This window comes from Heliophilum fasciatum, from assembly GCF_004341395.1.
Taxonomy (GTDB): domain Bacteria; phylum Bacillota; class Desulfitobacteriia; order Heliobacteriales; family Heliobacteriaceae; genus Heliophilum; species Heliophilum fasciatum.
On record NZ_SLXT01000006.1, the window covers coordinates 1 to 12,923 of the forward strand.

Genomic DNA, 12,923 nt, shown 5'->3' on the forward strand with positions numbered 1-12,923 from the left:
CTGCCAAGGGCAGTGCTGGGTAGCTATGTCGGGAGCGGATAAGCACTGAAAGCATCTAAGTGCGAAACCGACCCAAAGATGAGACTTCCCACTACGTTAAGTAGGTAAGACTCCAGAAAGACGATCTGGTCGATCGGCCCGGCATGTACGCACCGCGAGGTGTTTAGTGGACGGGTACGAATCAGTCGAGGTCTTGACCTTACAGGACGTGAGGTCGTTCGTCGCCGCCTGGATGGCGAAGGCGACGAACTTCCTTACATCCGCAGGACATTCATCACTCACTAAAATGACTGTGCAGTTTTCAGGGAGCTAAAGTTAGAAGGTAGCTTCAGGCTTATTATCAAGGATAACGAGCCATTGTCGCGGGGTGGAGCAGTTGGTAGCTCGTCGGGCTCATAACCCGAAGGTCACAGGTTCGAGTCCTGTCCCCGCAACCAAATGAATAGCTAGAGAAGGTCAAAGACCTTCTCTTTTTTATTTTTCATAACAAGAATCTATTCGTTATAAAAAATAGCGCATGTTAAAAGATAATCCGTAAGTGTATGATATGAGATGTGTATTAAATGAAATGGTATCCAGAGTGAGGGGGTGCCTTGTTGACAATGGAGCGCTTGTGGACAAAAAATTTTATCCTGATTTGTATGGCCAATTTAATGCTCTTTATCAGTTTTTATTTTTTACTGCCGACACTGCCCATTTTCGTTACGGAAAAGCTTGGCGGTAATAACGATCATGTGGGTTATATCATTGGTATCCTTTCTTTGACGGCCGTGTTGGTTCGCCCAGTTGCCGGTCATCTGTTTGATTCCTTTTCGCGTAAAAAGATTCAAATCGTCGCGTTGATTGCGTTTGCTTTGATCGTCAGTGCCTATCTGGGTGTCACTACCCTGGCGATGCTGTTGTTGTTACGTGTTTTTCACGGGATAAGCTGGGGAATGGTTACGACCGGTTCCGGCACGATGGTTGCCGATATTGTTCCGGCTTCGCGACGCGGTGAAGGACTTGGCTACTATGGATTATCGAATACACTGGCGATGGCTTTGGGGCCAAGTTTAGGTCTTTATATTGTGCAGCAGGCGGGATTTCCGGTTTTATTTTTAGGGAGTTTATTTTTCGCCATCGCAACGCTGGTCGCGGTGGTGATGATTACGGATCGATCTGTAAAGGAAGAACAGCAACATCCCTCGCCGGCATCGCCTGGCAGTTCGGAAAAGCAGCAACCTTGGTATGCGCCAACCCGTTTTTTTGAACCGAAGGTGCTTGATTTAGCGGGGATCATGCTGTTTATCTCCACCGGTTATGGCGGTATTGTGTCCTTTATCACGATTTATGGGCCGCAGATCGGTGTGCACAATGGCGGCTTGTATTTCTTTGTCTACGCGGCGACATTGCTGCTTGTACGTCCGATCGCCGGTAAAATTTATGATCGTCAAGGACCGGCCAAGGTGATGTTTTTGGGTTTCAGTGGATTGATCATCGCCTTTTTACTGCTTTATCTTGCGCAAGGAGCTTTTTTGTTTTTTGCATCGGCTGTGTGGATGGGCATTGGTTTTGGAATTACACAGCCCAATCTCATGGCGATGGCCATTCAACGGGTTTCGCCGTTTCGACGGGGTAAGGTAAATGGCACCATATTGAGCGCATTGGATTTTGGTATTGGTATCGGCGCCATTTTGTTAGGCATGTTTTCTGCGCGCTATGGCCTTGATATGATGTATTTGCTTTGTGCATTGATCACTTTAGTTCCTTTTGGCTGGTTCTACTTGCGGGAAGGGCGATCCAAGCCTCGTGCGCAGCATGAATGATGATAAATAAAGCAAATCAGAGTATTTATGATTAATCCCAAAAAATAAAGAGATAAACGGTGATATTCGTTTGATAGAATCCCATATGCCTGATGACAACCGATATGATTCGGCCTACCATACATTCAGGAAATGATGTTTCTTAAATGTGTTGGCACTGACGCCATTTCAAAGCGAAAGCTTTGGGATGGCGTTTTTTTGTTTTATTACGATTCAGAAAAAAGCACAGAACCAACTGCGCGAGGAGGGGGTTTCCCATGGCGATGATCTGTCAAGAGCTTGATCCATCACCTTCGTTAGAACGAGTTGCTTTTTCGGCGGTCCTTTCGTTGTAAGCCAATAACGGGACAACAACAACGGTGGTTTTTTGTTCGTCCCCTATCCCTACTGGAAAAATCAATTATGCTTGTCCCTGCGCTGGGAATCGTGTAAAATAATTGGGTAGTCACTGAGCGACTGCGTTTCGCACAAAAAAATCAAAATGATCAGGGCGCCCCCGGCGCGGGAGGCCTCAAGGGAGCCCGGGAAGCACGGGGAGGATGGATGTAATGACTGCAGAAAAAGGAACTTGGGTAGTTAAAAAAGGGTTGGCCGAGATGCTCAAAGGCGGCGTGATTATGGATGTAACGACGCCGGAACAGGCCAAGATCGCTGAGGAAGCAGGCGCTTGTGCCGTTATGGCCCTGGAACGCGTTCCTGCTGATATTCGCGCAACCGGTGGTGTGGCGCGGATGGCTGATCCGACGGTGTTGCTGCGCATTTTGGATGCCGTAACGATTCCGGTCATGGCCAAAGCACGCATTGGCCACTTTGTGGAAGCGCAAGTGTTGGAATCGCTGGGCGCGGACTACATCGATGAATCGGAAGTATTGACGCCGGCTGATGACCTTTATCACATCAATAAAAACGATTTTAAGGTGCCCTTTGTGTGTGGCGCCCGTAACCTTGGCGAAGCACTGCGCCGTATCGGTGAAGGTGCGGCCATGATCCGGACCAAAGGTGAGCCGGGCACAGGTAACGTCGTCGAAGCGGTGCGTCATGCCCGTCAGGTCTTTGGCGATATCCGCCGTCTGGTTAACCTGCCGAAAGAAGAGCGCATGAGCTTTGCCAAAGAAATCGGCGCTCCTTATGATCTCGTTTGCCAGGTAGCCGAATTGGGTCGTTTACCGGTCGTTAACTTTGCTGCCGGCGGTATCGCTACGCCTTCCGATGCAGCGTTGATGATGCAACTGGGTATGGACGGTGTTTTTGTCGGTTCCGGTATCTTCAAATCGGGTGATCCTGTGCGCCGTGCCAAAGCGATTGTGGCCGCGACGACGCACTTTAACGATCCCAAGATCATCGCGGAAGTTTCCAAAGATCTCGGTGAACCGATGGTCGGTATTGACATTCCCACGATTCCTGCGGACCAACGCATGCAAGAGCGCGGCTGGTAAGCCTGGCATCGGACATTAAGAAAGGGACAGCAATGACGGTGACCATTGGAGTCTTGGCGATGCAAGGCGCTTTTGCCGAGCATGAAAAAGTGCTACGCCAACTTGGCGTGGAGACGATGCAAGTACGGACCCGGGAGCAATTAGCAGAAGTAGACGGTTTGATCATTCCGGGCGGTGAAAGCACGACGATCGGCAAACTGCTGATGGCCTTTGAGCTTGACGAACTGTTGATCGCCCGAGCACGGCAAGGGATGCCCGTCTGGGGTACCTGCGCCGGGATGATTTTGATGGCTAAGAGAATTGAAGGGTATCCCGAGCAGTTTCGCTTAGGTTTGATGGATATGACAGCCGTACGCAATGCCTTTGGACGGCAAGTCGATTCCTTTGAAGTGGAATTGCCGGTTATCGGTCTGGATGACCAACCGTTTACGGCTGTTTTTATCCGGGCACCGTATCTTAAAGATGCCGGAGCCGGTGTACAGATCTTGGCGGAGTACGAAGGCAAAGCGGTACTGGCCCGGCAGGGCAACTGTCTCGCTACGGCTTTTCACCCGGAATTGACCGCTGATCGGCGGTTGCATGAATACTTTTGTGGTATTGTGAACCGATCAAAGGAGTAGAGATGGCATCCGTTACGGTAAATGGTGTAAACCTCTACTATGAAGTCCATGGCCCAGCCGATGCACCGGTGCTGTTGTTTACGCACGGTGCTGGCTGGGATCACCAGCAGTGGGAGCCGCAGGTTGCGGCTTTTTCTGCTACATATCGAACGATCGTCTGGGATGTGCGTGGCCATGGACAGTCTTCCTGCCCGCTTGGCCCGATGAATCCCGATGATTTTAGCCGTGATCTGATCGCGCTGCTTGATCATCTGGGTGTAGCCAGAGCGGTGCTGATCGGTCTTTCGATGGGTGGGCACATTTCCTTGCGGGCGGCCGTGCAGTATCCAGAGCGCGTTGCCGGGTTGATCCTCATGGGCACGCCGGTAACGAGCGCGTACAACTGGATCAAACGCTTACGGCTTGCCTTTTGGAAGCGGTCACTGCGCCGGTTGCTCATGGAGATCGTCGATATGTCCCTGCAAGGCCTTTCGTTTATCGCCTATGGCCGATCGATTCGCAAATTTTCGATGGATAAGCTGGCCCAGATGCATGCCCGGGCGCTAAGCACCTTGGTGCCGGAAAATGCCGACTATTTCTATCGCGTCACGGCTCAGCATCCCAAAGAGCGTTGGGAACGGATCTGGCATGTGGTTTCGCGCATGGAATTGCTAGAGGGTCTTCCACATGTGGCTTGTCCGACGCTGGTACTGGAAGGCGAAGGCGATTGGATGATGCGTCGCCAGCATCACTTCATTTGCGAATACATACCGGGCAGCGAGCGCAAGATGGTGTGCCGTGCCGGTCATGCGACCAGTCTCGATAACCCGGAAGAAGTGAATCAATATTTGACGGAGTTTTTAACGACGAAGCCGTTGGATTTTTAGCCAGATAGCCCCTTGCCAAAAGGAAAAAGCTGTGCTACACTTCGTCTCGAAACCTTACATTTGCAAGTGCGATGAAGGGGAACAGTAGTGAAAAGGCGTCTCAGAAAGTTGGCGGTTGCTGCGAGCCAATGCGCTGATCATGAATTTCCGCCCCGGATGCAGGTGGTGATGAACCACCCGGTCATGTCCGATATGCATGCTGAGTGGGTTTTTGCTTTGGCGAAGACCAATAAGGGTGGCAACGCGGGATCTACCTCTCGTCCCTGATGTGAATGAATATCAGATCAGGACGAGGGGTTTTTCTATATCTAGAACCGTTGTATACGTTAAACTGTATACACAGAAGCGGTTTTTCCCCTCCGCACGACGGTAATAGATAGTACACGTTCCCCAAACACTGTTGTTTAGTAGGGGATATCAAAGGAGGAAAAGACCTATGTATGAAAAAGAGTACCTTATGCTTCCCGGGCCAACACCGGTGCCACCACGGGTACTGCGTGCCATGTCGGAGCCGCTCGTCAACCACCGGGGACCGAGCTTCAAAAAGTTGATTGAAGAAGTCACTGAAGGCATTCAATATGTTTATCAGACGAAAAATGATGTGCTGACGCTGCCCTCGTCCGGTACGGGCGGGTTGGAAGCGGCGATCGTCAACTTCCTGTCACCGGGAGATAAGGTTCTCGCTTTGTCCATTGGTGCTTTTGGTGAGCGCTTTGCCACGATCGCCCGCAACTACGGTTGCATCGTGGAACAGATCGATTATGAGTGGGGCACGGCGGCCAATCCCGACGATGTACGGACACGGCTGAGCGCCGATACCAAAGGTGAATACAAAGCCGTTTTGGTTACGCATAATGAAACATCGACCGGTGTGGCCAACGATCTGAAAGCGATCTCGGAAGCGCGGGGCAATCACCCGGCGCTGCTCTTGGTTGACTCGGTCTCTGGTCTCGGCGTGATGGATGCCAAGACCGATGACTGGCAGTTAGACGTCGTGGTGACGGCCGCCCAAAAAGGCTTTATGATTCCGCCCGGTGTGGCTTTTGTTTCCGTCAGCCCGCGGGCATGGAAAGCTTATGAGAGCTCCAAAGCACCGAAATTCTACTGGGATCTGGGTACTGCCAAAAAGTACTTAGAAAAAGGGCAAACCTCCTGGACACCGCCCATTCCCCAGTACACAGCGCTTAAAGAAGCCCTCAAGATCTTCCGGGACAAAGGCATGGATTATATTTTCACCAAGCAGCTATACCTGCGCGATATCACCCGCGCCGGTGTCAAAGCGATGGGCCTGAAATTAGTGGCTGCCGATGAAGTGGCTTCCGCGGCCGTGACGGCTGTCTGGGCGCCGGAAGGCATTGAAGGCAAGCTGATCAACAAAAAGATGCGCGAAGAGTACAACGTGGTCGTCGCCGGCGGCCAGAAGAAAATGGAAAACAAAGCATTCCGGATCGGTCACCTGGGCTATGTGCAACATGTGGATATGCTCGTAGTGATTGCGGCCCTCGAAATGTGCTTGCTGGACCTGGGCTATCCCGTCGAATTGGGTAAAGGGGTCAAAGCAGCGCAAGAAGTTATCATGTCGAGAAAGGGGATTCTCTAAACTATGCGCGTACTCGTCTGCGATAAAGTATCGGAAAAGGGGATCCAAATCCTGCAAAACGCCGGGATCACGGTGGATGTGAAGCTGAAACAGACGGAAGATGAAATTGTCAACATCGTAGGCGACTACCAAGCGGTCATCGTCCGTTCCGAAACGAAAATCACCAAGCGGATCATCGAAGCGGGCAATCAATTAAAAGTTATTGGCCGCGCCGGTGTCGGTGTGGATAATATCGACGTGGAAGCGGCGACGATGAAAGGGATCGTCGTTTGCAACGCCCCGGAAGGCAACACGATTGCCGCCGCTGAACTGACCATGAGCCACATGTTGGCGCTGGCCCGTAAGATCTACCCGGCCGCTAACGCCCTCAAAGGCGGCCAATGGGCACGCAGTAAATATACCGGTGTGGAATTAAAAGGCAAGATTCTGGGCATCCTAGGACTGGGCAAAATTGGATCAGAAGTCGCCAAATTTGCACAAGCCTTCGGTATGACCATCTATGGCTATGACCCCTATGTGACGGAAGAGCGGGCCAAAAACCTCGGCGTCGAAATCAAAAGCCTCGAAGAGATCTATGCCCATGCGGACTTTATCACCGTCCACATGCCCAAAACCAAAGAAACGTACCGCATGATCAGCACCGAGCAACTGGCGATGATGAAAGACGGCGTTCGCTTGATCAACTGTGCGCGCGGCGGCATCATCGACGAAGAAGCGCTGTACAATGCGATTGTGTCCGGTAAAGTAGCCGGTGCCGGGATTGACGTTTTTGAAAAAGAACCGACGACGGAAAGCCCGCTCTTTGGCTTGGAGCAAGTGCTGGTGACGCCGCACCTGGGCGCGTCCACCGAAGAAGCCCAAGTTAATGTGGCCATTGATGTGTCCGAAGAGATTGTTCGTGTGCTCCATGGCGAAGTCGTGCGGGCCGCTGTCAACATTCCTTCGGTGAAGCCGGAATTGATGGCGATCTTTGCGCCTTATCTGGACTTGATCGAACGTCTCGGCCGCTTTATCGGTCAAACCGTCAACGGCAGCATTGAAAAGGTGACGATCAGCTATGCCGGTGATCTGGCGAAGCATAACCTCAACCCGTTAACGACGAGCTTCCTCAAAGGGATGTTCAAACCTTCGCTGCAAGATTCGGTCAACTTCGTCAATGCACCGCACGTGGCCAAACAGCGCGGCATTAAAGTGTCCGAAATCAAAACGGGCGATACGGAAGATTATTCGAACTTGATCACGGCTACGGTGGAAACGAGCAAAGGTACGCGGTCCGTCGCCGGCACTGTCCTGCGCCGCAACCGCGGCCACATCTTGCGGGTTGATGACTACAACCTCAATGTGGAACTGGAAGGCCACATGATCGTTGCGCCACACTATGATCGGCCGCGCATCATCGGCGGCATCGGCACCGTGCTGGGTGAGCATGAAATCAACATCGCGCACATGCATGTGGGCCGCAACGTGGTCGGCGGCGAAGCGATTGCCATCTTGTCGGTTGACGCGGCTGTGCCGACGGAAGCGGTCAAAGAACTGGCCAAAGTTGATGGCGTTCTCGATGTAAAATATGTTGATTTGACCTAAGTGATGGGGGGCTGATGGCCGTCGATATGGCGATCCATCAAGCCCCTTGTTTTTTTTCACCTTGGTAGAGGAGGAAGCCGATTTGCTGGATATCAAATTTGTTCGTGCCAATCCGGCGCTGGTGCAAGAAGCGTTGGACAAGCGGGGCGCGAAGATCTCCCTTGATGATTTTTTAGCGATGGATCAAAAGCGGCGGGCAATACTCGTGGAGGTTGAAGGGCTGAAAGCCGAGCGTAACCGCGTGTCCCAAGAGATTGCCCGGCTGAAAAAAGCCAAGGAAGATGCCGAAAACCTCGTTGTGGAAATGCGGGCCGTCGGTGATCGGATCAAGGTGCTCGATGAAGAACTGGCGGCGATAGAAGGGGAAATGGAGAATGTTCTCTACTATATCCCTAACATCCCCCATGCATCAGTGCCGGTCGGTGTTTCCGAAGCGGACAACCCAGTCGTGCGCACCTGGGGTACGCCGAAGCCAATGGACTTTACACCGAAGCCGCACTGGGACCTGGGCGAATCGCTCGATATTCTTGATTTTCAACGAGGTGCCAAGATCACCGGTGCGCGCTTTACCATCTATAAAGGCTTAGGTGCGCGGCTGGAGCGGTCGATCATCAACTTGATGCTCAATACCCATACGGACCGCGGCTACCGGGAGATCTTGCCGCCCTTTATCGTCAATCGGCAATCGATGATGGGGACCGGTCAGTTGCCCAAATTTGCCGAGGATATGTTCGGCATCAGCGGCACCGAGTATTTCTTGATTCCCACAGCCGAAGTGCCGGTGACCAATATGTATGGCAGTGAGATCCTTGATGGCGATCAACTGCCGATCCACCACTGCGCCTACTCGGCTTGTTTCCGGGCCGAAGCCGGTGCGGCCGGCCGCGATACGCGGGGCCTGATTCGCCAGCACCAGTTTAACAAGGTGGAACTGGTCAAGTTCACGAAGCCGGAAGATTCCTATGCGGAGCTGGAGAAGCTGACGGCTGATGCGGAGCATATCCTGCAGCTGCTGGAACTGCCGTACCGGGTAATCACGCTTTGCACTGGCGATATGGGCTTTTCGTCGGCCAAGACTTATGATATTGAAGTGTGGCTGCCGAGCTTTGAGACGTACCGGGAGATTTCGTCGTGCTCGAACTTTGAAGATTTCCAAGCGCGCCGGGCGGGGATCCGCTACCGGTCCAATCCGAAGGCGAAGCCGGAGTTTGTCCACACGTTGAATGGTTCCGGGCTGGCCATTGGCCGTACAGTGGCGGCGGTGCTGGAGAATTATCAACAGGCGGACGGTTCGGTGATCGTGCCGGAAGCGTTGCGGCCGTATATGGGTGTCGATGTGATCCGGCCGGAGTAACGCATTGGTTCAAGGTTGTGCTTAGCGAAAGATACCAATAACCATGATTTACGGAAAAGCAGTGATGTATGGATCTCAGTACGTGAATCATGGATCCGATTAGGGAGCCTTCCTGCGGGAATGGCTCCTTTTTTGCTGGGGCGAGAATGAAGGGGTACCTTGAAATTAGAACGTTTTTGTGCTAGAATATAGTTCGGTTGCTGATAAGGTTACGGAGAGATGGCCGAGCGGTTGAAGGCGGCGGTCTTGAAAACCGTTGAACTCGTGAGGGTTCCGTGGGTTCGAATCCCACTCTCTCCGCCATCTATTTTATGGGGATACAAAGTCAAGGTTTTGGTTATAAAATTGCATAAAAATAATATACCGCTATCCTTTGATACAGCAAAGGGCAGTGGTTTTTTTATGGGGTTTTCCATCAATTTTGGTTAGCATGGAAAAAAGCTTGTTTTGGCATACTGTGAGTGTCGCTGAATATTACGGTTGCTGCGACCGGCATGCCTGGACCAGGTGAGCCAATGGCTAGGACAGTAAAACATGCATACAGAAGCGGGAGGATCACTGATGAGCGATAAAACAAGAAAGATTCCCTACGAAATGGTCTCGACCGATGAAAAGGATATCTGGAATAAACGGAGTGAAGAGCTGTCGGACAAGCTGGCTAACGATGTGGAACAGTATAACGTAAGTGTGGCAGATTACGGTCCTCCGGCCGGACAAGAAAAGTTCATTCAAGGAACGAATACCGGCAGCCCCAAACGGATGCATCCTAATAAGAAACCGCTATAATGATGACGGGAGAGTTGCTGGGAGCATGCCCTTTTGTTTTAAGGCATGGTGAAACCAAAAAAGCTGAGTAAAAGAGCTGCATAAAGGGCCACAAAAAAGAAACCGTTCGCCTTATTATTAAGAGCAACGGTTTCATTCTTTTTGACCTAATTTCTTACTTGGCAGTGACTGCTTAAGCTGGCCGAGCATGTCGAGTACTTCGGTAGACAGTTGCTTGATTTCCACCAACCTGACGAAAATGGCCATGGGGGACATCAAAGAAAAAATGGGAGGTATTGAGATGACCAGCAAGACATTAACACAGGATGTCATGAAAGCAGACGTGAGAAAAAAAGCCGATCAAGGGTGTTATCTTCGCAGTGTTCGGTTCCGGCGAGATGAAGTGCCTTCTTTTTCCGAATATCCCTTTTCGTTGCCGGCGGTTTGCAGGTTAACAGAGATAAGGCTTCACCCGAAAGTTACCTTTTTGGTCGGTGAAAACGGCACAGGAAAATCAACGCTCTTGGAGGCGATCGCCGTTGCTGCGGGTTTTAACCCGGAAGGCGGCACGAGGAATTTTAATTTTTCGACGAAGGATTCCCATTCGGAGCTGCATCGTTATTTGACGATCGTCCGTACGTATAAAAAGCCAGTTGACGGGTTCTTTTTACGGGCGGAGAGCTTTTATAACTTGGCAACGAAGATTGATGAGCTTGCGGTGGCTTCCTCCTATGGCAACCGATCGCTTCATGAGCAATCGCACGGCGAAGCTTTTTGGGCGACGATGATGAACCGGTGTAAGGGACGTGGCCTTTACCTCCTCGATGAACCGGAAGCGGCCCTTTCGCCCAGTCGTCAGATGGCGATGGTAGCACGTATTCATGAACTAGTTCAGCAGGATTCTCAATTGGTGATCGCTACCCACTCGCCGATCATCATGGCTTATCCCGATGCGATGATCTTGCAGTTTTCCGAAGAGGGCGTGGAAGTGGTGGAGTATGAGGAGACGGAACATTACCGGGTAACCCGAGAATTTATGATCAATCGAAAAAAAATGTTGGATATTTTGTTGGAGTAGATCGCTGGCGTTCTCGAAAGGTGTATGTATGCGCAATTTTCATCATCTGTAAGGGCGGGAAGCAAGGAGATTTGAGGGATTTATAGAATATCCTATTAATTTACATAAAAGCTAAGTGTTTCGATAATACGCGCTACCCCAAAAGGAAATGGGAACTGAATAATGAACACAAACCGAGAACTGACAAAGTATAGCCTCTCCTTCATTGGTGACGGACTCTTTCACCAAGAGTCCGTCACCGTCGCCCGACTGTACTTGGAAACAGCCAATTGGGCCGAGTTCTATCAGCACATCCCGAAGGATAACTGTTTACAGGTAAGGACAATGCGCTTTGGGATGATTGTGGATCACGAATGGGGAAAGCGACGCTCCAATAAGTTGAAAAAGCTGATCCGAACGGCAGCGTTTCGGTGTCCCAATGCCTGTATGGAGGATATTGAGTACCACGAGGACAGAAAACTGAACAAATCACAGTTATTGCAGTTCTCCACCTGCCGCTATATCCATGATGGTCATCATCTTATTATTGAGGGGCCATCGGGAAATGGAAAAACCTTCTTGGCTTGTGCCCTTGGTAATGCGGCCTGCCGGAACTTCATGACCGTTCGCTATGACGACTTCCGGAACTGCTCAACGACCTTGTTGTTGCAAGAGGTGAGGGCACATATAAAAAGATCATAAAAACCTACTAGAAGGTTGACCTGCTGATTCTCGATGAATGGCTATTAAAGCCATTAACGACCGATCAGGCCATGGATCTGTTTGAGATCATCGAAGCTCGAACGCGAAAGGGTGCGATGATTTTCAGTACTCAGTTTGATCCCAGAGGATGGTATGATCGCATCGGAACGCCAGAAGATGGTACTGTATCGGAGGCCATCATTGACCGAATTAAGCACAATGCGTATGAAATACTCATCGACGGAAAAGTATCCATGCGTGAGCGCCATGGCTTAAACTCGAATAAGTCGGGAGATAAAGTGACTCTTTCACTCCGAAATACTCACATTGAACTCGAAACCTTTTTTGTGAAATAAACTGGCCACGATAATGAATCGATATAAGGCGAACCAATAAGAAAACGCCTTTGGATTCTTATAGAGGATCCAAGGGCGTTTTGTGGAAATCCGTAACAACAACTTGCCTATTTTTCGGGACCGGAAGTTTAAAGAGATCGTTAATAAGTTTACGAGGCTTGTCCATTCTTGTTAGATTCATTCAAAAGATTATGTGCATTTTCTGTTATTATCATTGCATTTTACCCCCAAATCCTTGCATAGATTTTTAAGTTCAGGGCAAATATTATTCATTATTAATTTGATATCTAAAGAGTCTACAAACCCCCTTGTAGAACCTTTAATGTAGACTTTACCACCTTTTTTAAACAAAGTTTCAATGGTTTTTGTCCCACCGTTTTTAGAAACTTTAGTACCCTTTGACAAATTTAAATAATGGAGTATGCCTCCTTCGTCTAATAAAAACCAATCTTCGATTGATCGTTTTGCTTTAATATGGAAGATTTTTTTAGCGCCCCAAGCCTTTAAATCTTTTTCGACCTCTGACCAGTTCACTATTGGCTTGGTAGAATATTCAAAGACATCCGTGTCGTAACATAAAAATACAGTAAAACTCACACCTGGATTCTGACGAATTATTTCTTGAAAAATCCGTTTTATCGTAGTTTTATAGTTTCCGATACCTTTAAGATTTTTTAATATCAGAGTGTCAACCTTGAATCTCTGTTGAGGTATATAGGAACGGATTTGATCGCGCAATTTTGCATAGAATTCCATTTCCGAATAACCCTCTACGAAT

Annotated in this window: 12 protein-coding genes, 2 tRNA genes, 1 rRNA gene and 1 other annotated feature; of the genes, 14 read left to right on the plus strand and 1 reads right to left on the minus strand. The window is 50.0% G+C overall.

All coding sequences use genetic code 11. From position 1 onward, the window contains the following. From EDD73_RS04285 to EDD73_RS15435, 14 genes are all read left to right on the plus strand, one after another. A 23S ribosomal RNA gene (locus EDD73_RS04285) occupies positions 1-201 on the plus strand; the annotation flags it as partial. Positions 202-361: 160 nt separating this feature from the next. Then, positions 362-437, plus strand: a tRNA-Met gene (locus tag EDD73_RS04290). Between the two features lie 165 nt (positions 438-602). Beyond that, positions 603-1,805, plus strand: a complete 1,203-nt coding sequence (locus EDD73_RS04295; RefSeq protein WP_131918669.1) for an MFS transporter — start codon at positions 603-605, stop codon at positions 1,803-1,805. A gap of 548 nt (positions 1,806-2,353) precedes the next feature. Then, positions 2,354-3,241, plus strand: coding sequence for a pyridoxal 5'-phosphate synthase lyase subunit PdxS (gene pdxS, locus EDD73_RS04300; RefSeq protein ID WP_165876316.1), 888 nt, complete (start codon positions 2,354-2,356; stop codon positions 3,239-3,241). A gap of 38 nt (positions 3,242-3,279) precedes the next feature. Next, positions 3,280-3,861 (plus strand): pyridoxal 5'-phosphate synthase glutaminase subunit PdxT, encoded by a 582-nt coding sequence (gene pdxT, locus EDD73_RS04305; RefSeq protein ID WP_207668811.1) that lies wholly within the window; start codon positions 3,280-3,282, stop codon positions 3,859-3,861. Between the two features lie 2 nt (positions 3,862-3,863). Continuing rightward, positions 3,864-4,727, plus strand: a complete 864-nt coding sequence (locus EDD73_RS04310) for an alpha/beta fold hydrolase (protein ID WP_131918556.1) — start codon at positions 3,864-3,866, stop codon at positions 4,725-4,727. A gap of 62 nt (positions 4,728-4,789) precedes the next feature. Beyond that, positions 4,790-4,995 (plus strand) — a binding site (T-box leader). A gap of 168 nt (positions 4,996-5,163) precedes the next feature. Continuing rightward, a complete protein-coding gene (locus EDD73_RS04315) occupies positions 5,164-6,327 on the plus strand; it encodes a pyridoxal-phosphate-dependent aminotransferase family protein (protein WP_131918557.1) in 1,164 nt (387 codons plus the stop codon). Between the two features lie 3 nt (positions 6,328-6,330). Further along, positions 6,331-7,911 (plus strand): phosphoglycerate dehydrogenase, encoded by a 1,581-nt coding sequence (serA, locus tag EDD73_RS04320; RefSeq protein WP_131918558.1) that lies wholly within the window; start codon positions 6,331-6,333, stop codon positions 7,909-7,911. A gap of 82 nt (positions 7,912-7,993) precedes the next feature. Further along, positions 7,994-9,265 carry a serine--tRNA ligase gene (serS, locus tag EDD73_RS04325; protein WP_131918559.1) on the plus strand — a complete coding sequence of 424 codons (1,272 nt, stop codon included), beginning with the start codon at positions 7,994-7,996 and terminating at the stop codon, positions 9,263-9,265. 213 nt (positions 9,266-9,478) lie between these two features. Further along, positions 9,479-9,568: transfer RNA gene (locus EDD73_RS04330), tRNA-Ser, on the plus strand. Positions 9,569-9,826: 258 nt separating this feature from the next. After that, positions 9,827-10,051: a hypothetical protein gene (locus tag EDD73_RS04335; RefSeq protein ID WP_131918560.1), complete on the plus strand. Its 225-nt coding sequence runs from the start codon at positions 9,827-9,829 to the stop codon at positions 10,049-10,051. A gap of 310 nt (positions 10,052-10,361) precedes the next feature. After that, a complete protein-coding gene (locus EDD73_RS04340) occupies positions 10,362-11,108 on the plus strand; it encodes an AAA family ATPase (RefSeq protein ID WP_131918670.1) in 747 nt (248 codons plus the stop codon). Between the two features lie 162 nt (positions 11,109-11,270). Then, complete coding sequence (locus tag EDD73_RS15430; protein WP_264672911.1) at positions 11,271-11,789, plus strand: BrxA family protein; 519 nt, start codon at positions 11,271-11,273, stop codon at positions 11,787-11,789. A 71-nt stretch (positions 11,790-11,860) separates the two neighbouring features. Continuing rightward, complete coding sequence (locus tag EDD73_RS15435) at positions 11,861-12,145, plus strand: ATP-binding protein (protein WP_264672910.1); 285 nt, start codon at positions 11,861-11,863, stop codon at positions 12,143-12,145. Between the two features lie 189 nt (positions 12,146-12,334). Here the strand turns inward: EDD73_RS15435 and EDD73_RS04350 are convergent, their stop codons facing one another. Then, the gene (locus EDD73_RS04350; RefSeq protein WP_131918561.1) at positions 12,335-12,901 is read right to left on the minus strand and encodes a hypothetical protein; all 567 of its coding nucleotides are present in this window, start codon (positions 12,899-12,901) and stop codon (positions 12,335-12,337) included. Between the last annotated feature and the right edge of the window lie 22 nt (positions 12,902-12,923).